The sequence below is a fragment of the Consotaella salsifontis genome (assembly GCF_900167365.1).
GTDB classification, from domain to species: Bacteria; Pseudomonadota; Alphaproteobacteria; order Rhizobiales; family Rhizobiaceae; genus Consotaella; species Consotaella salsifontis.
On sequence record NZ_FUXL01000006.1, the window covers coordinates 127,961 to 152,271 of the forward strand.

Here is a 24,311-nt window from a genome sequence, read left to right on the forward strand (position 1 = left end):
GCCGCCGCGAAGAGAAACGCCAATCGTATCAGGCGATGAAGCGGATCAGATCCTCGTTCAGCCGCTGAGGCGCCGTCGCGAAGAGCCCGTGCGGCTCGCCGTCATATTCGAGCAGCGTGGCGTTCGGCATGCCCGCCTTCGCGGCCCGCCCCGCGACAGCGATCGGGACCGTCTTGTCGGCCGTGCCGTGAATGATCAAGGTCGGCACGGTGAAGGCGGAAAGATCGGGGCGGAAGTCGGTCTTGGCGAAGGCATCGACACAGCGGATGGTGGCGAGCGGGCTCGCCATGATGGCGAGGATGAACGACCAGTCCAACAGCTTCTCGCTCACCGGGCTGGATACCAAGCCGACGCCGTAGAACTGTTTCGCGAAGGTCCCGAGGAAGTCGAACCGGTCCTTGCGGATCTCATCCTTCATGTCCTCGAACACGCTGCCGTCGACGCCGTCGGGGTTCGTCGCATCCTTCAGCATGTAAGGCACGACGGAGCTGATCAGCACCGCTTTGGCGACGCGATCCGCACCGTGGCGCGACAGGTAGCGGGCCACTTCGCCGCCGCCCATGGAAAAGCCGACGAGCGTCGCATTACGGACATCGCAGCCATCGAGCACCGCGGCGAGATCGTCCGCGAAGGTGTCGTAGTCATATCCGCTGGCGGGATGGCCTGACTGTCCGAAGCCGCGCCGGTCATAGGTGATGACGCGATAGCCGGCTTCGAGAAGCGCGAGCGTCTGGTATTCGAACATGTCGCCGGGCAGCGGCCAACCATGGACCAGCACCACCGGCTTGCCGCGACCGGAATCCTTGACGTGAAGAGCGACATCATCGGCCGCCTTGATCATGGGCATTTCGATTCTCCCTGTTTGAGAAACCGAAACCGCCGATGAACCCACCTGTTCCGCAAGGCGATGCGGCGCCAGACTCCCGCGCCCGGATAGTTGACGAAGTTGGTCAGTCTACCGCCGTACGCTCCTGCCCTTCATCCGCGCCATTCAGCGCCGGCCCGGCGAGGCGGAGAGAATAGGCCGCGATATCCTTCGGCCATGTCGAGACCTTGTCTGCAAGCTTCGCCGGCTCGCGCGCGAACAATGCGCGGACGGCTTCCTCGAAACCCGGAAGATCGCCGGCCATGGCCGACATGAAATGGTAGGACGCCGCCTGCGCATCTCTTACAGCACCGCGATCCCCCTCGCCGCGCCGCGCCTGATCGACAAGCCGCCGCAGGGCAGCGGAGATGCCGCCCGGTTGCTTCTCGAGCCACTCCCAGTGCCTGGGGAGCAGCGTCACCTCCCGAGGGACGACGCCAAGCCTGGGGCGCCCCCGGCCGCGCGTCGACGCTCGGTCACCTGGGCTCTCCGCCACGGAGGATGCGTCTGGCGCGCCCGCGCCCGTCACTCGCTCTTCGGCAGGCCCTTGCGGCTCCACGGGATCAAGATCGACGACCGCGCCTGTCTCGTCATCGAAGACAAGAACGGCGTCGGGGCCGGCGAGCGCCTCGCGCACGGCCTCCGTGACGGCCGCCAGAGACCCTTCCGCGATTTTCCTTGTTCCCGCGAAGGCCGTGGCATGGCGGCGATGGGAACCGGTCATCCTCTTCTCCACATTTTTACCCGGGCATTAATTGCCGGAATCATTTTACCCGGGTATAATTAGCCGCATCCATCGCATTGCGCCAGCTCGATCAGGAGGCAACCTTGAAAAGCGAAGAGAGGAAGGCGGCAGTCGCCGAATACAAGAAGCGAAAGGTCGCTTCCGGCATCTTTGCCTTGAGATGCAGCGCCGACGGCCAGATCTGGGTCGGTCGCGCGCCGGACGTCTCGAAGATCGAAAACCGGCTGTGGTTCACGCTGGAGCGAGGCGCCTCGATCAACCGCACTCTTCAGGCCTCCTGGCAGCAGCACGGTCGCAAGGCCTTCGCGATCGAGATCGTGGAGCATCTCGAAGAAGAGAGCGATCCGTATCTGCGCGAAAGCGTTGCCAAGGAGCGTCTTGCCTTCTGGCGCGCTTCATTGAGTGCATCCGCCTTCTGAGCGACCGGTGGTCACGAAAGACAGCACCCTGAAACGACAAGCGGCGCCCAAAGGCGCCGCCATAAACACTCATTCGCCTGCCGCGATCAGGCGGCGTTCGCCTCGATCTGCTTTGAATTGCCGTTGCCAACCGAGGCGATCTCGATCTTGCGCGGCTTCATCGCCTCGGGGATGACGCGGACGAGATCGATGTGGAGCAGGCCGTTCTTGAGGCTCGCGCCCTTCACCTCGACATACTCGGCAAGCTGGAAGCGGCGCTCGAAGGCGCGTCCGGCGATACCGCGATAGAGAATGTCGCGCTCGCCCTCTTCCTTCTCATCCTTCTTCTCGCCCTTCACGGTCAGCACGTTCTCGCGCGATTCAAGCGAAAGGTCGTTCTCGCCGAAGCCGGCCACCGCCATGGTGATGCGGTAGGCGTTCTCGCCGGTGCGCTCGATGTTGTACGGGGGATAGCTGGGGCTTGCGCTCTCCGGCTGCCCGAGACTGTCGAGCATCGAGAAAAGGCGGTCGAAGCCGACGGTCGAGCGATAGAGGGGAGCAAAATCAACGTGACGCATAATCGTCCTCCTGGGAAGCAACATGACAGTGCGTTTTGGCTGGGCGATGGCTCCCACTGAGGCGAACCCGACCCGCCAGTGGCCCCGGTTGGCGGCCACGTCGATGAGATGGTGAGGGCTTCGACGGGCTTCAAGACCCGGACCAACAATGATCGCGCAAGGCGACAAGTCGCTGAAACTCCCGGCATTCCTGAACGCTGGATGAACGAGGCCTTCCGGTATCGTTCAGGCAGGCCGAGTTATGTTTGCGTCATCTCCTGCCACACCGCGCCGGCATCAAAGGACCCAGGACGGCTCGAGGGTAAGGCAGAGCATTCGGGCTGCTCGGCAGTCTGGACACCAGCAAACGGTCGCAGCGTCCCGTCCCTTCCGCTGTGGCTGTCGGGCCGAGAACACTCCGGTGTTCTCGGCCCTTTTTTGTTGGAGGCGTGCGGACCGCCCTTAAGTTCTGTCAAGCCCAGAGGGTGCATTCTCAACTTGGCCGTTACGGCCTAGAAGAGAAGAATGAGAGCTTCGATGCCACGGCTGCGCCCATGACCGACACCTCCCAAAGGCCACCCGCGCCGCAAACACCCGAACCCGATGCCGAAGAGGCGCGCGTTCAGGTTCCCACAACTGAAGCCTCCGCCGAGCATGAAAAAGATCAGGGTTTGCTTGGCCCCGGGGCCGAGGCGCGGAGCGACATTGCGGTCGACGACCTCGGCCAAGCCTCGGCGCCCCCGTTGAGAGCCGGGCGGAACTCTGCTGAGGAGCCGGCCGACGCGCCTGATTCGGAAGAAGTCTCGGAAAAGGCGGAAAATGAGCGCGACGCCGACATTCTGAATGCGCCCGCCGATGGCGCCGAACAGCAGCCCGAGCGCGAAGAGCAAAGCCGGGGAGAACAGGAGTCGGACAGCGTTTTCGGTCTCGCGGAACCCATGGAGCCGGTAGCGCAAGAGGAAGGCGCGCCTCTGGCGGACGAGACCGCTCCCGAAGACGATTCTTCCGCGAGCCGGGAGGAAGAGGTTCGGTTCTTTGAGACAGAGGAGAACCCCGCGCCCGCCGGACTGAAGGGCGGATGGCTCACAACCGGCGACGGCATCCACCTGCGCTATGCCGTCTGTCCAAGCGCCCTGCCCCGCACGCGCGGAACCGTCCTGCTCCTCCAGGGGCGGAACGAGGCGGTCGAGAAATACTTCGAGACGATCGGCGATCTTGCGGCGCGCGGCTTCATGGTCGCGACGTTTGACTGGCGCGGCCAGGGTGGCTCCGACCGCCTGCTCCGCAATACCAGGCGCGGACACGTCTCCCACCTCAAATACTATCTCCGCGACCTGGAGGCCTTTCTCCAGGCGGTCGTCCTGCCCGACTGCCGACCGCCTCATGTCATCCTCGCCCATTCGATGGGCGGCCTGATCGCGCTGACCGGCGCAGGCAACCTCCTCAACCGCATCGACCGCATGGTGCTGGCAGCGCCCTTGATCGACCTGCCTCGCGGCCGGATGGGCCCGCGGCTGCGCAGCGCGCTGGCCTCGCTCATGCACTTCACCGGTATGGGAAGGCTGCCCGTTCGTCACCGGGCGGGGCAGGAACGGCGCTGGTCGGCGCTTCAGAACCCCCTCACCCATGACGTCAGGCGCTTCCAGCGCAACCGCGCGCTGCGCGAGGGCGCGCCGTCGCTTTTCCTCGACAGTCCCAGCGCATCCTGGGTTCGGGCGATTCTCGCCGGGATGCGGCGCCTGAAGCGCTCGGACGTCATCGCCGCAATGCGCATCCCGACGCTGATCGTCGCGGCCGGAGCCGACACGACGGCGAGTTCGGCCGCCGCCGAGCGCTTGGCGTGGAGAATGCGCTGCGGGCATTTCCTTTTGCTGCCGGGCGCGCGTCATGAGTTGATGCAGGAGGCGGACCGTCACCGCGAACCGCTTCTGGCGGCTTTCGAGGCCTTCGCTGAAGGAATCGCGCCGTCGCCCGATGAGGACGATAGCGCGCCGTTCGATGAAGCGGACGAACCGCCCTTTGATGAAGGCGAGCGCGAACGGCAGGAAGCGTTCGCGGATTGATCTTCGGCGAATCCGACCGGAGGCGGATCAGTCAGACGCGAGAAGCGCCATCGCGGCCTCGTGGAGAGCCGGCGTTGCCGCCGCGATCACGTCGCCGCCCGCTTCGGGACGACCGCCCGAGAAGGTGGTGATGACGCCGCCCGCCGCCTCGATGATCGGAACCAGGGCGACGATATCGTAGGGTTGGAGCCCCGGCTCCACCACGAGGTCGACGAAGCCGGCGGCGAGCATGGCGAAAGCGTAGCAATCCGTTCCGAACCGCGTCTGGCGAACCGCCCCCTCCAGAGCGAGGAAGCGATCCAGCGCGGAGCCCTTGAACAGCCGCGGCGTCGTCGTGAAGAGGTTGGCCTGAGAGAGTGCCTGGGTGTCGCGAACCTTGAGCGGCGATGGGCCGCGCGGCCCATCGAGCCAGGCGGCCCCGTCTGCCGCCCAGAAGCGCTCCCCGGTGTAGGGCTGGTCCATCAGGCCCATGGTGGCGCGCCCATCTTCCATATAGCCGATCAGGGTTCCCCAAACGGGAATGCCGGAGATGAAGGCGCGTGTTCCGTCGATCGGGTCCAGCACCCAGCAGGAGCCACCTTCGCCGCTCGCTCCGTACTCTTCGCCAAGGACCGCATGCTCCGGAAACTCTGCCGCGATCAGGTCGCGCATCGCCTTTTCGGCCCGGCGATCCGCCTCCGTCACCGGGTCGAAGGCGGCCGCACCCTTGTCGTCGACCTCCAGTGGCACACGAAAAAGCGGCAGGCTTTCGTGCGCGGCGGCATCGGCAAGACGAAACAGGAATTCTGCATCAGGCTTCATGACGTGACCTTACGCGTTTCGCCGAGCCCCTTTTGGTGGCCGGCGCTCGCGCGTGGTGTCGCCTATTCGGCCGCCGCAGGCAAGCTCGCCTCGCCAGAAAGGCGCAAGGCGAGAAATTCGAACACGGCAGCCAAGTCGGCCCGAACCCGCGAAAAGCCGAGATGCGGCAGAAGCTGGGCCTCGTCGGCGTAGAGCGCTCGGTTGATCTCGATCTGGATCGCGTGAACACCCTTGGCCGGCCGGCCGTAACGCTCAGTGATGTAGCCGCCGGCGTAGGGCTTGTTGCGCACCACGTCATACCCTTGCGCCGACAAGGCCGACACGAGAACGGAGACGATGCAGCTCGACGCGCTGGTGCCGTGCCGATCGCCAATCACCATGTCCGGCGAACGTCCCCCTTGGACATTGCGCGCCGAAGACGGCATGGAATGGCAATCGATCAGCACCGCTGTGGAAAACACCTCGAGCGTTTCGTCTAGGAGTTCCGACAGCGTTGCATGAAAAGGCAGGTGCAGCCGCTCGATGCGATCCATCGCCTCTTCGACATCGAGCTTGTGGCCATATATCTGCTCCCGCTCAGCGACGATCTTGGGAATGGTTCCGAGCCCGCCGGCGACGCGCAGCGAGCCGGAATTGACATGGGAAGGGAGCGCCCCGGCGAACATCTTGGGATCAAGTTCGTACGGCTCGCGATTCGCGTCGAGATAAGCCCGCGGAAACCGGGCGACCAGGAGCGGGGCACCCAGCGACGGGACGAAATCAAAGAGCTCGTCGACGAAAAGGTCTTCCGACCGGCGTACCGCTTGCGGCGAAAGCCGCGTGGCAACAAGGAAATCGGCCGGATAGGCCCGCCCGCTGTGCGGCGAGCAAAACACCAACGGAACCGTCTGGCGAGAGGGCCTCAGCACCTCGAATGCAGGGCACGGACCCGCGATCGTCTCTAACTGAGGCACATTCCTCGTCACATCCTACCCCTTACCTGAGCCTCTCTTCCCCACATGTTCATTCTACGCTGGCATCAAATCCGTTGCGGAATATTTACGTGGCTTATGCGATGACGATAGACTGTCGGCTCGATCAAAGCCTAATGTGCATGGTCGCAGAACGCCCGACGCCCCGATCTGTTGCCTCGCCACGTCCGGATGACTGGAATGCCGAAAATCCTTCTCGCAGAAGATGACAACGATATGCGCCGCTTCCTGGCCAAGGCTCTCGAAAGAGCCGGCTATGAGGTGGTGTCCTTCGACAACGGCGGCAGCGCTTACGAGCGTTTGCGCGAAGAGCCGTTCTCCCTCCTGCTCACGGACATCGTCATGCCGGAGATGGACGGAATCGAGCTGGCGAGACGAGCCACAGAGCTCGATCCGGACCTCAAGGTGATGTTCATCACCGGCTTTGCCGCCGTGGCGCTCAACCCCGATTCGAAGGCCCCCAAGGACGCCAAGATCCTTTCCAAGCCTTTCCACCTGCGCGAACTGGTGGAAGAGGTCGCCAAGATGCTGGAGCGCGCCGCCTAGCGGCTGACGCCGTCCCGCCAGACCCATTGACGACTTCGCCCGCCGATTCTGGCTGCGGTGGAGGCGTTCTTTCGCGTGTGCGGCTATGCCCGTTTGCGGTTGCGGTTGAGCCTTACCGGTCAGCCGATTAGTCCTGGCGACCACCGAATGGCGAGCACCACCGCTCGCCGCGTCCCACTTGACGTTGGTGGCTGCCAACAGGGCTGAAATACCGCACTTCGCGATTCATTGTGAAGCGCGCTATACGGCGTGTAGCACATCGAAATCTGCCAGGAGGAAACCTTGTCCAAGCCCAATGTAATGCTGGACCCGAAAGAAACCCGCCGGATGGCGAACGCCATCCGCTTCTTGTCGGTCGACGCGGTGGAGAAAGCAGCCTCGGGCCATCCCGGCATGCCGATGGGCATGGCGGACGTGGCGACGGTTCTGTTCAGCCGATTCCTGAAGTTCGACGCCAAGCAGCCCTCCTGGCCCGATCGCGACCGTTTCGTGCTGTCGGCGGGGCACGGCTCCATGTTGCTCTACAGCCTGCTTCACCTGACCGGCTACGAGGATTTCCCCATCGAGCAGCTGAAGCAATTCCGCCAACTCGGCAGCCGGGCTGCCGGGCACCCCGAATTCGGCGAAGGCGGCGGCATCGAAACCACCACGGGCCCCCTCGGGCAAGGTCTGGCAACAGCCGTCGGCATGGCGCTCGGCGAGGCGATCCTCAGGGCGCGTTTCGGTGCCGAGCTCTGCGATCACTACACCTACACGATCGCCGGCGACGGATGCCTGATGGAGGGTGTGAGCCAGGAAGCCATCTCCCTGGCAGGCCACCTCAAGCTGTCGAAGCTCATCGTGCTGTGGGACGACAACACCATCACCATTGACGGCTCGACCAGCCTCGCGACATCCGACGATCAGCGCAAGCGCTTCGAGGCGTCGGGTTGGGCGACGCATGCGGTGGACGGCCATGATCCGGAGGCGATCGCGGCCGCGATTGAGCAGGCGCGCTCTTCTGACCGGCCGACGATGATCGCCTGCCGCACGAAGATCGGCTACGGCGTCGGCAAGAAGGAAGGAACGGCCGGCGTCCACGGCTCGCCGGTGGGTGCAGAGGGCATCGCCTATGCGCGCAAGCTCCTGGAATGGGAGCACGAGCCGTTCGTCCTGCCCGATGACATCACCGATTGGTGGAAGGCTGTGGGGCGGCGCGGAGCCGAGGCCGCGAAGGAATGGCAGTCGCGTCTCGACGCGGCGGGCGAGAAGGCGCAGTCGTTCGCGCGGGTGATGGCCGATGGCTTCGACGCCGACGCCGGCGCCACACTCGCGAGCCTCAAGGAGAAGTTCGCGGCCGAGAAGCCCAAGCAGGCGACGCGCAAGGCCAGCCAAACCGTGATCGAGGCGCTCACGACGGCGTCGCTGAAGCTTCTCGGCGGATCGGCGGATCTTTCGGGCTCGAACCTCACCAAGGCAGGCTCGGCGACCCCAATCAAGCCGGGCGAGTATGCCGGCAACTACGTGCACTATGGCGTGCGCGAGCATGGCATGGCGGCCATCATGAACGGCCTGTCGCTGCACGGTGGCTTCTCGCCGTTCGGTGGGACATTCCTGTGCTTTGCCGACTATGCCCGCCCCGCCATGCGCCTGTCGGCGTTGATGAAGCGGCCGGTGGTCTATGTCATGACGCATGATTCGATTGGCCAGGGAGAAGACGGGCCGACGCATCAGCCGATCGAGCATCTCGCCTCGCTGAGGGCTATGCCGAACATGCTGGTGATGCGCCCCGCCGACGGCGTGGAAACGCTTGAGTGCTGGCAAACCGCCGTTGCGGAAGGCAAGCGGCCGACGACGCTTGTGCTTTCGCGACAGAATCTTTCGGCGCTCAGGAGCGACGTCGCCGAGAATCGCTCTGCGAAGGGCGCCTACGTCCTGGCCGAGGCGGAAGGCTCACGGGCGGTGACGCTGTTGGCCACCGGCTCGGAGGTGGAAATCGCGATGAAGGCGCGCAGCCTGCTCGCCGAGGCGGGAATCGCGGCTGCGGTGGTTTCCATGCCGTGCTGGGAGCTGTTCGAGGAGCAGCCGGCCGAATACCGAGCCGAAGTGCTTGGTGACGCCCCGCGTCTCGCCATCGAAGCTGCGAGCCCATTCGGCTGGACGAGGTACGTCGCCAGCGAGGACGACGTCCTCGGTCTGACGACCTTCGGCGCTTCCGCCCCAGGTCCCGAGCTCTACCCGCATTTCGGCCTCACGGGCGAAGCCCTGGCGGAAAAGGCAAAGGCCAAGGTCGCCAAGGGCTGAGCCCTCACCGCCATTCGGGAATGCATGAAAGGGTCGGCCTCGCGCCGGCCCTTTTTCGTTGCCGCAGCCTGCCGTCAGAAAGGCTCTGTCTGCCCTTCAAGCGAGCACGAACGCGAGGACCACAACCACCTCCATCGAGCGTTCGCAATCAGCTCCAGCGGCGTCGCAAAAAATGACACCTCGGCCCCCCGAATTCTGCGCCAATCCTATTGACGCACCGCCGGCTCCTGTGGTCTATGCCCCCTCGTCAGATGGGCGTGTAGCTCAGCGGGAGAGCACTACGTTGACATCGTAGGGGTCACAGGTTCAATCCCTGTCACGCCCACCATCTGATCTCCATGAAATTGCCGGCTGTGATACTCCGTGCGTTTAGGCGCGGTCGATTGCGATTGTTCGCGATCCCCGTCCATATCGTCGGATCACTTTTCTATTGCCGGCCTTCGCCCGCTCCTCGGGCCAAGCCTCCTTCGGTGCTATCCGCCCTGCCCTGCCCTGGCCTCTCCTGCCTCTGGAGAAGAACGCGCCGATCTCTGCTCAGTCGCCGAGATGATGCTGCCCATGAGCCCTGACGGGCTTGTATGTCGTCATACCGTGCCGACCGCGGCACCCCGCCCAGATCCCCCATCATGGCTTGGCAACGCTGCGGTCCGATCGGGTCTATCTCGCCCTCGCGGTCGACATGGATCGAAACGCGACAGGGCCGCCGAACCCGGCGACCCTGTTACAAAGTTCCAGCTGCCTGTTTTCACGTGATCGTTTCAAAAATCACGCGACCTGGGCTCACGAGTCAAACAGTCAACTTTATCTCGCGAGCTTCGGGCGTGCGTCCATCACTCTTGAGCTCGCCTCCAGCGATGGAAACGGTCCGATGCTCCTGCACCGGCAAGAGAATCGTCAGGCGGTCCGCCGCCGGCGGCTGGTTTCCTGTTTTGGCGACTGTGATCGACACGGTCGAGGAGGTCGAATGAACCTTCAACGACCAATGTCCGTATCCGCCCTGGCGATAGTTCTCGCTCCAGCCATCGTCCTCGAAGCACTCGGCAGCGAATTCGCCCTCGCCCTTGATCGGGAAGATCGCGAAGCCGCGTTCGTCGGCATCTGAGTTGAAGTGCTGGTCGGCCAGATTGAGCGGGATCGCCGAGCCTTCACGCGCCAGCAGCGGCGGGCGATCCATCGGCGCGGCCAGGGTGATCTCCTGACCGCCCTGATAATGGGCACCCGACCAGAAGTCGTACCAGCCCGCGCCGGCGGGCAGATAGACACGGCGCTCCCTGTGGCCGGGCTCGACGACAGCCGCCACCAGGAGGTTGGCGCCGAGCATCATTTCGTCGTTTTCCTCGAAGCAGCGAGGATCGAGAGGAAAATCCAGATAGGTCGGCCGGATGATCGGCTCATAGGCGCTGTGAGAGCGCCAGAGCAGATCATAGAAGTAGGGCGTCAGGCGCGCGCGGAACTTGATGAGCTGGCTGATCGCCGGTGTGATCTCGGGATACATCCAAGGCTCGTTGACGCTCTTGTCGTCGTTCCAGGAATGGATCGAGAAGCGCGGGAGAAAGATGCCGAACTGAACCCAGCGCAGGAACAACTCCGGTTCGGGCGCGAGACCCGAGAACCCGCCGATGTCGTGGCCAGTGTTGGAAACGCCGGACACCGCAAGGCCGGTGCCCATGCGGATATTGTACTTGAGCGTTTCCCAACTCGTGCGATTGTCGCCGGACCAGGTTTGAACGTAGCGCTGCATGCCCACAGCGCCAGCACGAGAGATGAGAAACGGACGAGCCTCCGGGGCATGCTCCTTCTGCGCCAGGTGCGAGGCGCGGATCATCAGCAGAGTGTGCAAAGGCCGATCATCGCGCGCGTCGTGCTCGGTGCCGAAGCCATTGGCGCGGGCCTGGTCGCTCCAGATCTCGAACTCGTTGTTGTCGTTCCATGTCGAAGCGATGCCGTATTCGAGCAGCGAGTCCTTGACCCGATTCTTCCACCACTCCAGCGTCTTTTCGTTGGTGAAGTCGAGATAGGCGCCCGCCTCGTCCCAGAACTGCACCATGGTCGGCGAGCCGTCGCGATTGCTGATCAGCAGACCCTCCCGCTTGGCCTCCTCGAAGCGAGGATGGTCGACCAGGAGGCATGGCTTGATGTTGGCGCAAAGCCGAACGCCATGATCGAGATAGTGCTGCACGAAGCCGGCCGGATCAGGAAATTTGTCCCGATTCCAATTGAAGACGTAACGCTTGTCGGCGATCGACGTATAGCCCGACGAAAGGTGAAAGGACTGGCACGGAATGTCGTGTTCCGAGCACCCGTCGAGGAACTGGTTCATCTGCTCCTGAGCATTGGGGGCGTCGGTGTAGGTCATGGTCGAACCGGAGTAGCCAAGACTCCATTTCGGCATGAAGGCCGGACGACCGGTCAGCCACGTGAAGCGAGCGGTGATGTCGCCCGGACGCTCGCCCGCAATGACGTAATAGTCGAGGTCCCCGGCATCGGCCACGAAATAGCGATAGTGGCCGTGATAGTTGTCCAACTCGCGGCCCATGTCGAAGGTGCAGTCGGCCAGCGTGTCGTAGAAGAAGCCCAGCGAGGCGCGCTCGCTCTTGTTCCACACGAGGTAGAACGGCGTGTGCTTGTAGAGCGGGTCCGTCGTGCGAGCGTTGTAGCCCATCGCATCGAGGTTTTTCATGCGATAGGACTGGCCGGCGCGGTTGGCCGTGCCGGCGCGCTCGCCGAGGCCGAAGAACATCTCCTCGCCCATGCTTTTCAGGTAGTGGTAGACCTTATCGTCCCACCAACCGAAATTGTATGCTTGCGTCTGACGGTCGGTCGCCATGAGGCGCCATTGCCCTTGAAGCCGGCTTTCCCAGCGGCAGAACAAGCCATCCAGCTGGATCGACAAGCGCAGCTTGGCCGCGGTGACCGTGAGAACGCCGTCGGCTTCCTCCACTTCGTAATGCGGGCAGGAAAAGCCTGACAGGTCGAAGCGGTCGCGCCCCCGCGTTTCGACATCCTCCTGGCCCGGAGCGATCGCCCAGCTGCGCGGCTGACGCAGAGTGCCGCCCGGCAGCACCATGACGCGAATGATGTCGTCATCGAGAACGAAGATGTGAGCGGCATGTCCTTCTGGCGATTGCAGCGTCAGCCGTGCACCATCATGGGCTTGAATCGAAAAGACGGGCGAAGGCGTGAGAGACACGGGAGGTCGCTCCTTTTGGAAGTCACGGAAAGGGAGCCGGGACGGCTCGCACCGCCCCGGAACAGGATCAGGACCTGCCGAGGCCTAGTAGCCGAGCAGGAGATGAGGCAGCGCCAGGCTCAGCTGCGGGATGTACGTCACCGCGAGGAGCAGGACGAACAGCACCAGAAACATGGGAAGCAAGGGCTTGATCGCCTTGGCGATCGGCACATTGGCAACCGAGCATCCAACGAACAGTGCGCTTCCGACCGGCGGTGTGCAGATGCCGATGGAAAGGTTGAAGGCCAAGAGGACGCCGAAGTGGACCGGGTCCATCCCAAATTGGGTGACCACTGGCAGGAAGATCGGCGTGAAGATCAACAGGGCCGGCGTCATATCCATGAACATGCCGATCACGAGGAGGATCGCGTTGATCACGAGAAGGATGACGATCGGGTTGTCGGAAAGCGAGAGAAGCGCGTCCGAAACGTGCTTCGGGATGTTGTTGTAGGCCATGGCCCACGACATGGCGCCCGATGCGCCGATCAGAAGCAGGACGATGCAGGTCGTGACTGCGGCATCGAGGATGATCTTCGGCAAGGTGCGGAACGACACCGTGCGGTAGATGACCATGGAAAGGAACAAGGTGTAGACGACGGCGATCGCCGAAGCCTCCGTCGCGGTGAAGATGCCGCCGACGATCCCGCCCATGACGATGACGATCAGCATCAACGGCGGAATGGCTCTCAAGGTCGTGCGAGCGACCTCGTTCCAGCTGGCGCGCGGCGCCACGGGATAGCCACGCCGCTTGGCGATGATGCCGGCAACGACCATGACGCCAAGGCCCATCAGCGCGCCCGGCAAATATCCGGCGACGAAGAGCGCAGCGATCGATGTTCCGCCCGAAATCAGTGAATAGACAATGAAGGTGTTGCTCGGCGGGATGAGAAGGCCGGTCGGGCAGGACGCGATATTCACCGCCGCGGCGAAGCCTGGATCGTAGCCCTCCTTCTTCTGCAGCGGGCTCATCGTGCCGCCGACTGCCGCGCAAGCGGCGACCGCCGAGCCCGAGATGGAGCCGAAGAGCATATTGGCGACCACATTGCAGTGCGCGAGAGCCCCGGGCAGGCGCCCCACAATCACCTTGGCGAAGTCGATCAACTTGGCGGCAATGCCACCATGATTCATCAGACTGCCAGCCAGGATGAAGAACGGAATGGCGAGCAGGGTGAAGCTGTCGAGGCCGCCGATGAAGCGCTGTGCTAGAATCAGCGCTCCCATATCGAGCGGAAAGTGCAGCATCACGGTGGACAGCGCCGAAAGGCCAATCGCATAGGCGATCGGCAGTCCGAGAAGCATGAATCCGAAAAAGGTAACGAAAAGAACGACGACGTCGAGAAGCATCAGATTGCGTCCTCGGACAGGGTTGCGGAGAGGGTCTGATCGGACATGGGAGCATCACCAGGCCGCGCTTCGACCATGGGGCGATCCTGCACCAACCTGACAAGATGCATCAGGGCATAGAAGACGATGAAGGCGCCGGCGATGGGCACCGCGAAGTAGATCCACCCCATGGGCAGATGCAGCGCGGGAGTGACCTGCCCGGTCTGCAGTGTGCGCGCGGCAAGGCTATAGCCGCCGCGGATCATCACGGCGCCAGCGAAACCGATCACCAACAGCTCGAGCGCCATCAGCAAAACACGGCGCGCAACCCCGCTCAAAAGGACCGGCAGCAGATCGATCGACAGATGCCGCATTCCGCCAGAGGCGTAGGCCGCGCCGATCAAACCAAGCCAGATGAAGAGGAACCGCGCGGTTTCCTCGGTCCATGTCGTCGGGTTGTTGAAGATGTAACGCGATCCAACCTGGATCACCACGACGACCACCAAGCTGGAGAATAGAAGCACCAAAAAGGCTTCAAGCGTCCTGTCGACCAGCCTGATCATCCGGCCGAGGGGATCGCGCGGCTGCGCCCCTTTGGCGTCCGGCGTTTCCCTTGTCATAGCATCACCTCTGCAATGAGACACGGGCACAGTGTACATTGTCAAACAAATTGGTCAACCAAAATCACAAAACGGTTTGACAGATACGTCCCATTTTGAGAATGTGGCCTGGCCTCATTGAACGGCACCCTTCCACGGAGGAAAGCATGAAACCCTTCAGCACGGCCTCGAGCGTTTGCCTGAGCCTTATTCTTGCAGGATCGCTGATCGGCTCGGCCGAAGCTCGCAACCTGCGCCTCAGCCACAACCAGGGTGAAGACCACCCCGTTCACAAATCCATGCAGTGGATGGCTGACCGCGTCAGCGAGTTGACTGGCGGCGATCTGACCATTGAGATCTATCCAAGCTCACAGCTCGGCACACAGCGCGAGTCGGTGGAGCTGGTTCAGACCGGCGCTCTCGACATGGCCAAGACCAATGCCAGCGAGCTGGAAGCCTTCGACCCGATATACGCGGTGTTCAACGTTCCTTACGTCTTCGCTGATCGGGACCACTTCTACAAAGTGATTACCGGTAAGCCGGGCAAGGAAATCCTGCAGCACTCTCGCGACAAGGGCTTTATTGGCCTTACCTATTACGACGGCGGTGCCCGCAGCTTCTATGCCAACAAGGCGATCAACACCCCCGCTGATCTCAAGGGCCTGAAAGTTCGCGTTCAACCGAGCCCTTCGGCGATCCGCATGATCGAGCTTCTGGGCGGCAGCGCCACACCCCTGCCCTATGGCGAGCTTTATACCGCCCTGCAGCAGGGCGTGGTTGACGCGGCCGAGAACAACGAGACGGCCTTGACCAATTCGCGCCATGGCGAAGTGGCAAAGATATTCTCCGAGGATGAGCATACTCGCATCCCCGACGTGCTGGTGATTTCGACCTTCACTTGGGACAGCCTGACCCCGGATGAGCAAAAGGCTCTCCAGCAGGCAGCGGACGAGTCTCTGGCCTTCCATAAGGATCTCTGGGCCAAGGATATCGAAAAAGCGCGCGAGACCGCCAAGAACGAGATGAACGTCGAGTTCAAGGAAGTCGACAAGGAGCCTTTCCGCAAAGCGACTCAGCCGTTCTACGACGAAGTGGCCGGACAGTCCGAGGAAACCGCCAATCTGCTCAAGGAGATTCGCGACCTCGAGTAGGTGGTGATCCGCACAACAGCTCTTCGCCGGCCGTTCGTCCGGCGAAGACCGCTTCAGTTCGGGAGTCGCACTGTCGTAGCGCTATGCGAGTGCGCCCTTGTCTAATGAGGCAAGGCAGTTCGGTGGTGTTGGTTGGGGACGGGAATCGACGATGGGCACTGAATTGAAATCGCAGCGACGCTACCGGGAGATCGCCGAGCGTCTGCAGCAGGATATCGCGAGCGGACGCTATCAGGTCGGTGAGCGTCTGCCGCCCGAGCGAGAACTTGCCGAGCTGTTTGCCATTAGCCGCCCGACGATCCGCGAAGCCCTCATCATGCTTGAGATCCTCGGGCTGGTGCAGGTCCGGGTTGGATCGGGCGTTTATGTGCTGAGCCAAACGACAACGCTCCCGGAGAGACCCGATACATTGGCTTACGATATTGGGCCGTTCGAGCTTCTCCAGGCTCGCCAGTTGATCGAAAGTGAGGTCGCCGCCTTCGCCGCCATCCAGACCACCAAAAACGATATCACGCGAATGCGTGACGCGCTTGAGATGGAACGAACCGATCTTGCGGCCGGGGACACGGATTATCGCAGTGATCATACGTTTCACCTCCTGATTGCGGAGGCGACGCAGAATTCCGTGCTGCTGGACGCCGTCAAGGACCTTTGGGCTCGCAGGCAGCGCAGTGCCATGTGGCAGCAGCTGCACGCTCGCATTGTGCTGAGCGAATATCGCCAGCAATGGCTGATCGATCATCAGACAATTCTGGCCGCACTGCGGGCCCGCAGCCCCCAGGCAGCGCGGGCGGCCATGTGGCAACATCTCCAGCACGTCCGCGAAACGCTTCTCGCGGTCTCCGATGTGGAAGACCCTCACTTTGACGGCTTCTTGTTCGCGCCGCCAGAGACAACTGGCGCGGGCGCGAAGAACTAGAGGGCCCGCTCTTTGGCTTGAGGAGCCTCAACGGCAAATTCGGCACGAGCACCCGTCGTCTCGGCGCAGACGGTCGCTCGTTCAGCCAGACATCGAAAGGAAAACACATGAAGATGACGTTCCGCTGGTATGGTTCGGATGATCCTGTCAGCCTTGCCTTTATCCGTCAGATCCCGGGCATGGAGGGGATCGTCACTGCGATTTACGACGTGCCTGTGGGACAAACCTGGCCGGTGGAGCGCATCGCCGCGCTGAAGCAGACCATCGAGGCGGCGGGACTGACTTTCGAGGTGGTCGAATCGGTTCCGGTTCATGAGGACATCAAGCTCGGCAAGCCGAGTCGCGACCGGTTGATCGAGAACTACTGCCAGACCTTGAGGAATCTCGGCGCGGCAGGCGTCAAGGTCGTCTGCTACAACTTCATGCCGGTGTTCGACTGGACGCGTACCGACCTTGCCATGGCGCTGCCGGACGGCTCCAACTGCCTGTCGTTCGATGCCGCCGAGGCGGACGCCATCGACCTTTCCAAGGGGCTCAGCCTGCCGGGCTGGGACGCGAGCTACAAGCCGGAGGAACTCGCAGCCCTCCTCGACGACTACAAGGCCGTGGACGAGGAGAAGCTCTTCCAGAACCTCGTGCATTTCCTGAAGATCGTGGTGCCGGTGGCCGAGGAGTCCGGTATCCGCATGGCCATTCATCCCGATGATCCACCGCGCCCGATTTTCGGCCTGCCGCGCATCGTCAAGAACCGGGCGGACCTGGAGCGCATCCTGGCGATCGTCGACAGCCCGGCGAACTCGCTGACCTTCTGCACCGGCTCGCTCGGCGCCGACCTCAAGAACGATCTTGTCGCCATGGTGCGCGAGTTCTCGGGGCGTGGCCGCATCGCCTTCGCGCACCTTCGCAACGTGAAAACCAGCGAGCGCGGCGACTTTCATGAGACGGCGCATCTGTCGTCGGAGGGATCGGTCGACATGGGCGAAGTGGTGCGCGCCTATTTCGAGACTGGGTTCGACGGCTATTTCAGGCCGGATCACGGCCGCATGATCTGGGGCGAGACGGGCAAGCCCGGTTACGGTCTCTACGACCGCGCCCTGGGTGCGGTCTATCTCAACGGGCTTTGGGAAGGCGTGGCGAAGACCACCGCCGCCAAGCAGTGAGGCTCGTCATGGATCTTCCCTTCTCGATCGATCTTTCCGGCAAGACGGTGGTCGTCACCGGCGGCGCGGGCGTGCTCGGGACGGCCTTCGGCCAAGCGTTGGCCGCCTGCGGCGCCAAGGTTGCCATTCTCGACCTCAACGAGGCGGCGGCCGAGACAGCGGCGGAGAGCATCCGCGCGGCAGGGGGCGAGGCGATCGCGGTCGCGTGCAACGTTCTCGACAAGGCTTCGATGGCCGCTGCGGCGGAAAAGGTCGCGGACCAGCTCGGCCCTTGTGACCTCCTGCTCAACGGTGCCGGCGGCAACCATCCCAAGGGCACGACGACGAAGGAAGTGCTGGAGGCGGCTGATCTCGACGATCCCGAGCTTCTGACCTTCTTCGATCTCGATGCCGACGGCGTGAGTTTCGTCTTCAATCTGAACTTCCTCGGCACGCTGCTGCCGACCCAGGCCTTCGCCCGACAGATGGTTGGGCGGAAGGGCTGCTCGATCGTCAACGTTTCGTCGATGAACGCCTTCCGGCCGTTGACCAAGATCCCGGCCTATAGCGGGGCCAAGGCGGCGGTGAGCAACTTCACCCAGTGGCTGGCGGTGCATTTCGCGCCGGTGGGCATCAGGGTCAACGCGATCGCGCCGGGCTTCTTCGTCACCAACCAGAACCGCGCCCTGCTGTTCGATGGCGCCGGTCAGCCGACAGAGCGCGCCAAGAAGATCGTCGCCCACACGCCCATGGGCCGCTTCGGCGAGGCGGACGAACTGATCGGCGCGCTGCTGTTCCTTGCCAGCGAACCGGCCTCCAGCTTCGTCAACGGCGTTGTCCTTCCGGTCGACGGTGGCTTCGCCGCCTATTCGGGCGTCTGAGGCAAGGAGCCAGCCGCCCGGCGCGGCGATCGCGTTTTGGCCTCAGGCATCGGTTATGATGCCTGGGGCCTCGATGCGATCGGTGCAGTTTCTCGCTCAGGTCACCGCTTGGTGGTTCGCCTCCCCTGAGCCCGCACCCCAACGGCCATTCTCTCGCTGCAAGACGGCGGCATACCTTCGTGCCCTATGTGGACGGGACATCATGAGAACCCTTGCCTCTCCATGTACCTAGCCGGTACGAGCAGGGAAGTGTTTCGTCAGATGGACTGGCTCCATGGTGCAAGAAGAAAAGAAAAGTCCCGTTCTGCACCATCTGTCGATCAGCGCGGTTGTCCGCATTTTGATCAAGGGCGCGCGCTCGCGCGCTGATCTCGCCGTTGATACCGGTCTTTCAAAACAAACCATGTCGGAGGCGATCCGCACTCTGGAAAGCGCCGGCTGGGTTCACAGCGTCGGGGTGACGAGTGGCCGTCTCGGCCGTTCTGCGATTCTCTACGAGATCGACACCCGGGCGGGCGCCGTGCTCGGACTCGACATCGGCGCCACCCGCTTCAAGCTACTGTTGAGCGACGTCAGAGGCCAGCCTTTGGCGGAACGGGAAATTCCGACGTCGAGTCTCGACCCCGCCCGCCTGACGCAGGAGATCATCACTCAGGCCAAGGCGTTTGTCGGCGCCTCGGCCGAAGGCCGGCCACTGCGCTACGTCTGCCTCGCAACGCCCGGTGTCGTGACGCCGCAGAGCGGCCTATTGGCAATGGCGCCGAACCTCCCTGCGCTCGCCGGGATCAATCTTTCGCACGCGCTGCGCGAGGGATTGGGCTGCACCGTCGACATTGAGAACGATGTGAATGCGGCAGCGGTGGGAGAGCGCTGGCAGGGCGAAGCACGATCTGCCCATCACGCCGCCTATCTGGCGCTCGGCACCGGCATCGGCGTCGGTCTCATCGCGGACGGTCGATTGCTGCGCGGAGCAACAGGTGCGGCCGGCGAGGTTTCCTACCTGCCGATTGGGACGGAAAGCCTCGACAAGGAGTCAATTTCACGCGGCGCTCTCGAACGCTCTCTTGGCGTTAAGGCCGCCCTGGCTGACTTTGCCTCATCGCGGACGGCGCCGCAAACCGTCGCGGCATTCCTCGAGGCGCTCGAGAACGACGACCAAAGAGCGAAGCAGGCGCTGAAGCGCATCGGTGAACTCGGCGCCCTCCTCGTGCTTTCGGTCCAGGCGATGTTCGATCCGCAGGTCATCGTACTTGGTGGTATCCTCGGCCTTGCGCCCCCCGTCCTCGACGCGCTCCGCCACGAAATCAGCCTTCGCACCGCCCGCCCCGTCAACCTGGTGCGAAGCGCGCTCGGCCTCCGCGCGCCCGTGATCGGAGCCACGCAACTCGCCCTCACGGGGTTGTTCCAGGAAGTCTTCTCGCCGCAGGCCGACCGCCAATCGCTGCAACTCGCCTGGCCGATCCCCGAGCCGACCTCGGCCGTGTCCTGATCACCTGAACTCATTGCCATTCGGCAACAGCGGACGGATGGCGCGGCTGCCACGGATTGTTGCGCCGCCGCAGCCGTTTGATCCACGATCGGCTCGCTATTTCTTCGCGGCCAGCCGGGAAAGCCAGACATAGGCCGGCATCGCCGACCACCCCTGAAGAAGAGAGCCGCGCCCCCACGGCGGCGCAAAATATTCGACGGCGCCGCACCAGCCGTTTTCAAGGCAGGTCCGCCACCAACGCGTCAGTGCATATTCAGCCTCGCCAAGCCCGTGGTCGATCAGCTGCTCTGCGTACAGCCCCGTCAGATACGGCCAGTCCGAACCATTGTGGTAGCGATAGGGGAATGCGGTTTTCTGACGGGTGTCGCGGCGCCGCGCGAAGGGCGGCCAAGCGCACATGACACCCCAATCCCCATAGGGCTGGCGATCATTATGGCGTGTTTCGAGCCGCTCGCGAACCGCCTTGAGCACGATCTTCGCCCGCTCCGGCGAAACCGCGCGATATCGCAGCAGCGTCAGGCTGTCGAGCGTCAGATGTTCTTCGCGAAAGTCGCGCTTGTCGCCATAGTCGGCGTAGGTGCCGGCACCGGTCAGCATCTCGTCGTCAACCACCGCTCGCGCTGCCTCCGCCGCCAAACGCGCCTCTTCCGCAAGCCCTGCATCGATTCTCTCCCCCAATCTCCCTATCGCGTCGAGAGCACCGATCCACAGGCCGACGTCGTAGGCGACATAACCGTGGCGATAGACGTTATCGGCCCAGTCGCGATCGTTTCGCGGCTTGTAGGGAAGCGGCACGCCATTACGCTCGAAGCCGCGGTAGCGCCGGTAGATGGTCTCGACCATTGGCCAGTGGCGCCGCAACGGCTCTTCGTCGCCAGTGGCCTCGGTATAATCGCTGAGGGTTAGGACGAAGAACAATGGACTGTCGAAATGGTCCGACCACCAATCGCCCGGCCTTAGATGCTCTTCGGAAACGACGGCATGGTTCTGGCGCACGACTTCCCAGCGCGCGGATTGAGCGTCACCGGTGAGGATCACGCCGCTCGGAGCCTCGCCGTCCACCTGAAGCCCTCGGGCCAGGATCTCGATCTGCCCCTTCACGGCCTCGGGTTCCCGGTCGAGCAGGATCTGCAACGTCCAGTATCCGTCGCGATAATAGGTTCGGGCGGGAGCCGAATAGGATTGGCCGGCCGCCAACCCGGCGAAGCGGCCGGCCGAATCTCTCCGAATGCTGGAGAGACCGGCGTGAAGGCTCTGCGAGACCATGGTGCGCATGATCGGGTCGGCTTCAGGCGCCGCGTCGCATAGGGAGGCATAGGCGATCGCCTCGGCGCGAATTTCCTCGCTGGAGAAGGCGAGCCCCGCCTCAGCTTCCTCAAGGCTGTCACCAGCAGCAACACGGACGACGTTGCCCTCGGCCTCGATGATAGTGACACCCCAGCCGGTGCGCAGGATGCGCCGCCCTTCGACAATCTCGGCCGGTTGCGGGGGTTCGGCAGCGCTCCACCAGGCACCGCGCCAGGACGAGGCGGCGCGACGTAGCGGCGCTCCCTCGATCAGAAGGACGGGCCTGGACTGGGCGACGCATAGGCCACCGCCGGCCCATTCAGCGCGGTTGGGCGAATAGAAATGGGTTCCGCCTGGCAGCGCAAACCGCAAGGTCGCCACGTGGCCGGCGCCCCACACGGAAAGGCGAAGCTGACCGTCAGGATAAAGATCGCCTTGCAGTCGGGGCGCCATGAACGGCAGCAGCACTGGCTTGGGAGCCAGAAGCCTCCCGTCGCCCTGAGGCTGCAAGGGCAGAGTGTCGTAAGCGGTCAATCGATGGCTCCTTCGCCGTTCGCGGCGAATCTGCCGCGGTCGGCCGTCAATGGGGTATGATCAATCCCCGTGATTGGCAGGTCCGCGACCTCGGCCGCCAGTGCAAGCGCGCCGAGAACGCCCGATGCCGGCCCAAGCTCGGCCTGCGCCAACGCGAGCGGAAATGGCAGCAGCCGCTCCGCCGTCGCCCGCAGCGGATCGAAGAACTGCCGCTGCATGCCTATGCTGCCCCCGATCACGATCCGGTCTGGATCGAGAAGAGCCTGAAGGCCAGCAAGACCAAGAGCAGCGGCCGCAGCCGTCTCCTCGATGACCGCGAGCGCTCGCGCATCACCCTGTTTGGCGCGCGCAAAGATCGCCTTCACGTCCGGCAGGTCGGCGCCGTATCGCGCCCGGATGGCGGCGCTGCCGACCAAATCTTCGAAGTGTCCGGCGTTCGTGGCCGCGAACGGATCGTCGCCGAACGGCAGGTAGCCGATCTCCCCCGCTCTGCCGTTGGCGCCCCGCAACAAACTGCCGTTGGCGACAATCCCAAGCCCGACGCCCGTGCCGAAGGCAAGAAAGGCGACGAGACCCAAACCTTTTGCCGCTCCAAGCTGCGTCTCGGCAAGCGCGGCAAGGTTGACGTCGTTCTCAACGACGACGCGGCCTCCAAGGGCGGCCTGCAAAGCCCCGCCGAGGCGACGGCCCGGCGAAATGGGAATGTTCGGCGAAAGTTCCATCGCCCCTGTGAGAGGATCGACGGCGCCCGGGACTCCGAGGGCGACAACCAGTTCGGGCCTGTCGTCGCGAAGCCGCTCGACGGCCTGAACGAGTTGGTTAAAAAGCGCATCCTCCGATTCCGCGCGAGTCGGCTCCACGATGTCGTTGACAATGACGCCAGCGCTGTCGAGCGTTCCGTAATGGAGCTTCGTCCCCCCGAGATCGAGCCCGATGAGCTGGATGCGGCGGTGCTGGAAAGTGTCGCCGTCGCCTAGTCCCTGCGACGTTACGGCAACATCATTGCTTCGCACGGGCGTCATTGCTCTTCACCCCTTTGGAAATCGATCAGGCCGGTGGTTGGCAAAAGACAGTCGCTCCCTCCTCCAGCCCGCGACGCGCCCCGGCTTCCGGTGCCGGCTCCCGCGCAGAGCCTTTCCAGGCAATCGACGAGCATGGCGGAATCGACGTTCCAGCCCTTCGGCAACGGGTCCGGGCGAACGATCTCGACATCTTCGACCACGAGTTCCGACACGCCGCGCGCAAAGAGGCCCGGCATGCCGCCCGGATAAGGCTCAAGGCCGATCAGCCGTCCGTCGGCGTCCTTGCGCCAGGCGTTCTTTCGTCCCGTATCGGCAACCTCGCCCTGCAGGTCTGCCGGACCAGGACGCAGATCGACCTCAAGGGCCGTGCCGAGCGGTCCCGCCGCCTGGACGAGAGCGATCCGGCGCAGCACGACGTTGGTAATGTGTCCCGGGGGATCCGAGTAGAGATTCAGCGCCCCCTGCATGCAACCCGAGACATCCTCAACGACGACATCGGAAATGTCCCCCGCGGGCAGATCGCCAGGGCGACGGTCGAGCCGGTTGATCGTGAGCGCCTCGCCCGACCCCCAGTAACCCGCCGCGGTTTCCCGGCAATCGACCGCAATGGACGAGAACCGAACCCGCCTAATGGCGCCGCCGTCGCGAGAAAAAATGCCGAGGGCCCGGTTGGAGCGCACGATCTGGCAATTCTCGAACGTGATATCGCAAACGTCGCCGAAGGTTTCCGTTCCGATTTTCAGAGCGCAGGACAGGCTCTCGATCCGGCAATCGCGAACAGTGATCCTTTGGCAGGAGGCAGTTGTGCCTTCCATCCGATGCGATGTCTTCAGAACGATGCCGTCGTCGGCCGTGGCGATATCGCAATCGGCGATGACGACGTCGCGGCAGCCGTCGATGACGATGCCGTCGGTGTTCGGCATACGCCGGTCGTTATCGACGCGGATACCGCGCAGCGCCACCGCCTCGCAGTTGACGAGATGCAACGTCCACATCGGCGAGCGCCCGACGCCAAAGTCCTCAAGGCGGACGTCGCGACAATCTTCGAACACGATGACACGCGGTCGCTCGGCGAACGGCAGACGCGTTCCCATGTCGGCATCGTCGCCTTCGCTGTAGTGGTCGCCGCCGGCCAGGATCGACCCTTCACCGGTGATGGCGATCTCATCCGCGTCTGTGGCGACGATCATCGCGCGGTCGCTGTCTTCCGCGATCACGCCAACGGTGTTTTCAGCGAAGGCGTCGTAGGTGGACAGGAATTCGAGCTCTGCTCCTTGCGACAGGTGCAGCTCGGTTCGCGAAGGTAGTTTCAGGCCGCCGCAGAGATGACGCCCCGGCAAAAGGACAACCCTGCACGGCCGGGGGCCCGAATCGAGCGCCGCTTGAATCACTTCGGTGCGGTCGCCCAGTTCGGCTGGAACGAGGACGGTGTGCGTGGACATCGCCGAACTCCCAAGGCGCGACGGAGCGCGAGAGACATGGAGAAGCCGGGGTCCGACGACCGGTGAA

General features: G+C 63.5%; 20 protein-coding genes and 1 tRNA gene. 10 read left to right on the forward strand and 11 right to left on the reverse strand.

Going from position 1 to position 24,311, the window contains the following annotated elements:
• Positions 1–28 precede the first annotated feature (28 nt).
• Complete coding sequence (locus B5D38_RS10485) at positions 29–847, reverse strand: alpha/beta fold hydrolase (RefSeq protein ID WP_078708375.1); 819 nt, start codon at positions 845–847, stop codon at positions 29–31.
• 103 nt (positions 848–950) lie between these two features.
• Positions 951–1,589, reverse strand: coding sequence for a DUF2239 family protein (locus B5D38_RS10490; RefSeq protein ID WP_078708376.1), 639 nt, complete (start codon positions 1,587–1,589; stop codon positions 951–953).
• A 104-nt stretch (positions 1,590–1,693) separates the two neighbouring features.
• Between B5D38_RS10490 and B5D38_RS10495 the strand changes: the two genes are divergently transcribed.
• Positions 1,694–2,029: a GIY-YIG nuclease family protein gene (locus B5D38_RS10495; RefSeq protein ID WP_078708498.1), complete on the forward strand. Its 336-nt coding sequence runs from the start codon at positions 1,694–1,696 to the stop codon at positions 2,027–2,029.
• 86 nt (positions 2,030–2,115) lie between these two features.
• Here the strand turns inward: B5D38_RS10495 and B5D38_RS10500 are convergent, their stop codons facing one another.
• On the reverse strand, positions 2,116–2,586 hold the full coding sequence (locus B5D38_RS10500) for an Hsp20 family protein (protein WP_078708377.1): 471 nt from the start codon (positions 2,584–2,586) through the stop codon (positions 2,116–2,118).
• 533 nt (positions 2,587–3,119) lie between these two features.
• On the opposite strand from B5D38_RS10500, the gene B5D38_RS10505 reads away from it, so the two are divergent.
• A complete protein-coding gene (locus tag B5D38_RS10505) occupies positions 3,120–4,628 on the forward strand; it encodes an alpha/beta fold hydrolase (RefSeq protein ID WP_078708378.1) in 1,509 nt (502 codons plus the stop codon).
• A gap of 27 nt (positions 4,629–4,655) precedes the next feature.
• Here B5D38_RS10505 and hisN read toward each other — a convergent pair whose 3' ends face one another.
• Together hisN and B5D38_RS10515 are read right to left on the reverse strand one after the other, a co-directional pair.
• Complete coding sequence (gene hisN / locus B5D38_RS10510) at positions 4,656–5,429, reverse strand: histidinol-phosphatase (protein WP_078708379.1); 774 nt, start codon at positions 5,427–5,429, stop codon at positions 4,656–4,658.
• Between the two features lie 62 nt (positions 5,430–5,491).
• The gene (locus tag B5D38_RS10515; RefSeq protein WP_116002655.1) at positions 5,492–6,394 is read right to left on the reverse strand and encodes an N-formylglutamate amidohydrolase; all 903 of its coding nucleotides are present in this window, start codon (positions 6,392–6,394) and stop codon (positions 5,492–5,494) included.
• A gap of 186 nt (positions 6,395–6,580) precedes the next feature.
• Between B5D38_RS10515 and cpdR the strand changes: the two genes are divergently transcribed.
• From cpdR to B5D38_RS10530, 3 genes are all read left to right on the forward strand, one after another.
• Complete coding sequence (gene cpdR / locus B5D38_RS10520) at positions 6,581–6,946, forward strand: cell cycle two-component system response regulator CpdR (protein WP_078708380.1); 366 nt, start codon at positions 6,581–6,583, stop codon at positions 6,944–6,946.
• Positions 6,947–7,246: 300 nt separating this feature from the next.
• Positions 7,247–9,229, forward strand: a complete 1,983-nt coding sequence (tkt, locus tag B5D38_RS10525; RefSeq protein WP_078708381.1) for a transketolase — start codon at positions 7,247–7,249, stop codon at positions 9,227–9,229.
• Positions 9,230–9,482: 253 nt separating this feature from the next.
• Positions 9,483–9,557, forward strand: a tRNA-Val gene (locus B5D38_RS10530).
• Between the two features lie 459 nt (positions 9,558–10,016).
• On the opposite strand, the gene B5D38_RS10535 is transcribed toward B5D38_RS10530, so the two are convergent.
• From B5D38_RS10535 to B5D38_RS10545, 3 genes are all read right to left on the reverse strand, one after another.
• Complete coding sequence (locus B5D38_RS10535) at positions 10,017–12,419, reverse strand: glycoside hydrolase family 31 protein (protein ID WP_078708382.1); 2,403 nt, start codon at positions 12,417–12,419, stop codon at positions 10,017–10,019.
• Positions 12,420–12,503: 84 nt separating this feature from the next.
• Entirely contained in the window at positions 12,504–13,802 is a 1,299-nt protein-coding gene (locus B5D38_RS10540) for a TRAP transporter large permease (protein WP_078708383.1), read from the reverse strand.
• Positions 13,802–14,401, reverse strand: a complete 600-nt coding sequence (locus B5D38_RS10545) for a TRAP transporter small permease (protein ID WP_165690833.1) — start codon at positions 14,399–14,401, stop codon at positions 13,802–13,804. Before B5D38_RS10545 ends, B5D38_RS10540 begins: the two co-directional genes overlap by 1 nt.
• Before the next feature lie 146 nt (positions 14,402–14,547).
• On the opposite strand from B5D38_RS10545, the gene B5D38_RS10550 reads away from it, so the two are divergent.
• The 5 genes from B5D38_RS10550 to B5D38_RS10570 all read left to right on the forward strand — a co-directional run bounded on the left by B5D38_RS10550 (position 14,548) and on the right by B5D38_RS10570 (position 19,959).
• On the forward strand, positions 14,548–15,531 hold the full coding sequence (locus B5D38_RS10550) for a TRAP transporter substrate-binding protein (protein ID WP_078708385.1): 984 nt from the start codon (positions 14,548–14,550) through the stop codon (positions 15,529–15,531).
• Positions 15,532–15,682: 151 nt separating this feature from the next.
• Positions 15,683–16,450, forward strand: coding sequence for a GntR family transcriptional regulator (locus tag B5D38_RS10555; RefSeq protein WP_078708386.1), 768 nt, complete (start codon positions 15,683–15,685; stop codon positions 16,448–16,450).
• Positions 16,451–16,557: 107 nt separating this feature from the next.
• A complete protein-coding gene (uxuA, locus tag B5D38_RS10560; RefSeq protein WP_078708387.1) occupies positions 16,558–17,610 on the forward strand; it encodes a mannonate dehydratase in 1,053 nt (350 codons plus the stop codon).
• Positions 17,611–17,618: 8 nt separating this feature from the next.
• Positions 17,619–18,470, forward strand: a complete 852-nt coding sequence (locus B5D38_RS10565; RefSeq protein ID WP_078708388.1) for an SDR family oxidoreductase — start codon at positions 17,619–17,621, stop codon at positions 18,468–18,470.
• 274 nt (positions 18,471–18,744) lie between these two features.
• Positions 18,745–19,959, forward strand: coding sequence for an ROK family protein (locus B5D38_RS10570; RefSeq protein ID WP_078708389.1), 1,215 nt, complete (start codon positions 18,745–18,747; stop codon positions 19,957–19,959).
• A 96-nt stretch (positions 19,960–20,055) separates the two neighbouring features.
• On the opposite strand, the gene B5D38_RS10575 is transcribed toward B5D38_RS10570, so the two are convergent.
• From B5D38_RS10575 to pglB, 3 genes are read right to left on the reverse strand one after another with little or no spacing between them, the layout of a single operon-like run.
• Complete coding sequence (locus B5D38_RS10575) at positions 20,056–21,780, reverse strand: amylo-alpha-1,6-glucosidase (protein ID WP_116002657.1); 1,725 nt, start codon at positions 21,778–21,780, stop codon at positions 20,056–20,058.
• Complete coding sequence (locus tag B5D38_RS22835; RefSeq protein WP_078708390.1) at positions 21,777–22,802, reverse strand: ROK family protein; 1,026 nt, start codon at positions 22,800–22,802, stop codon at positions 21,777–21,779. The genes B5D38_RS10575 and B5D38_RS22835 overlap by 4 nt, the downstream gene beginning before the upstream one ends.
• Positions 22,799–24,244, reverse strand: coding sequence for a polygalacturonase PglB (gene pglB / locus B5D38_RS10585; RefSeq protein ID WP_078708391.1), 1,446 nt, complete (start codon positions 24,242–24,244; stop codon positions 22,799–22,801). The genes B5D38_RS22835 and pglB overlap by 4 nt, the downstream gene beginning before the upstream one ends.
• Between the last annotated feature and the right edge of the window lie 67 nt (positions 24,245–24,311).

Excerpts from the sequence above, each read along its gene's own strand:
- B5D38_RS10485 (WP_078708375.1), bottom strand. The coding sequence starts at position 847 with ATGCCCATGATCAAGGCGGCCGATGATGTCGCTCTTCACGTCAAGGAT.
- B5D38_RS10490 (WP_078708376.1), bottom strand. The coding sequence starts at position 1,589 with ATGACCGGTTCCCATCGCCGCCATGCCACGGCCTTCGCGGGAACAAGG.
- B5D38_RS10500 (WP_078708377.1), bottom strand. The coding sequence starts at position 2,586 with ATGCGTCACGTTGATTTTGCTCCCCTCTATCGCTCGACCGTCGGCTTC.
- B5D38_RS10505 (WP_078708378.1), top strand. The coding sequence starts at position 3,120 with ATGACCGACACCTCCCAAAGGCCACCCGCGCCGCAAACACCCGAACCC.
- hisN (WP_078708379.1), bottom strand. The coding sequence starts at position 5,429 with ATGAAGCCTGATGCAGAATTCCTGTTTCGTCTTGCCGATGCCGCCGCG.
- cpdR (WP_078708380.1), top strand. The coding sequence starts at position 6,581 with ATGCCGAAAATCCTTCTCGCAGAAGATGACAACGATATGCGCCGCTTC.
- tkt (WP_078708381.1), top strand. The coding sequence starts at position 7,247 with ATGCTGGACCCGAAAGAAACCCGCCGGATGGCGAACGCCATCCGCTTC.
- B5D38_RS10540 (WP_078708383.1), bottom strand. The coding sequence starts at position 13,802 with ATGCTTCTCGACGTCGTCGTTCTTTTCGTTACCTTTTTCGGATTCATG.
- B5D38_RS10545 (WP_165690833.1), bottom strand. The coding sequence starts at position 14,401 with ATGACAAGGGAAACGCCGGACGCCAAAGGGGCGCAGCCGCGCGATCCC.
- B5D38_RS10550 (WP_078708385.1), top strand. The coding sequence starts at position 14,548 with ATGAAACCCTTCAGCACGGCCTCGAGCGTTTGCCTGAGCCTTATTCTT.
- B5D38_RS10555 (WP_078708386.1), top strand. The coding sequence starts at position 15,683 with ATGGGCACTGAATTGAAATCGCAGCGACGCTACCGGGAGATCGCCGAG.
- uxuA (WP_078708387.1), top strand. The coding sequence starts at position 16,558 with ATGAAGATGACGTTCCGCTGGTATGGTTCGGATGATCCTGTCAGCCTT.
- B5D38_RS10565 (WP_078708388.1), top strand. The coding sequence starts at position 17,619 with ATGGATCTTCCCTTCTCGATCGATCTTTCCGGCAAGACGGTGGTCGTC.
- B5D38_RS10570 (WP_078708389.1), top strand. The coding sequence starts at position 18,745 with ATGGTGCAAGAAGAAAAGAAAAGTCCCGTTCTGCACCATCTGTCGATC.
- B5D38_RS22835 (WP_078708390.1), bottom strand. The coding sequence starts at position 22,802 with ATGACGCCCGTGCGAAGCAATGATGTTGCCGTAACGTCGCAGGGACTA.
- pglB (WP_078708391.1), bottom strand. The coding sequence starts at position 24,244 with ATGTCCACGCACACCGTCCTCGTTCCAGCCGAACTGGGCGACCGCACC.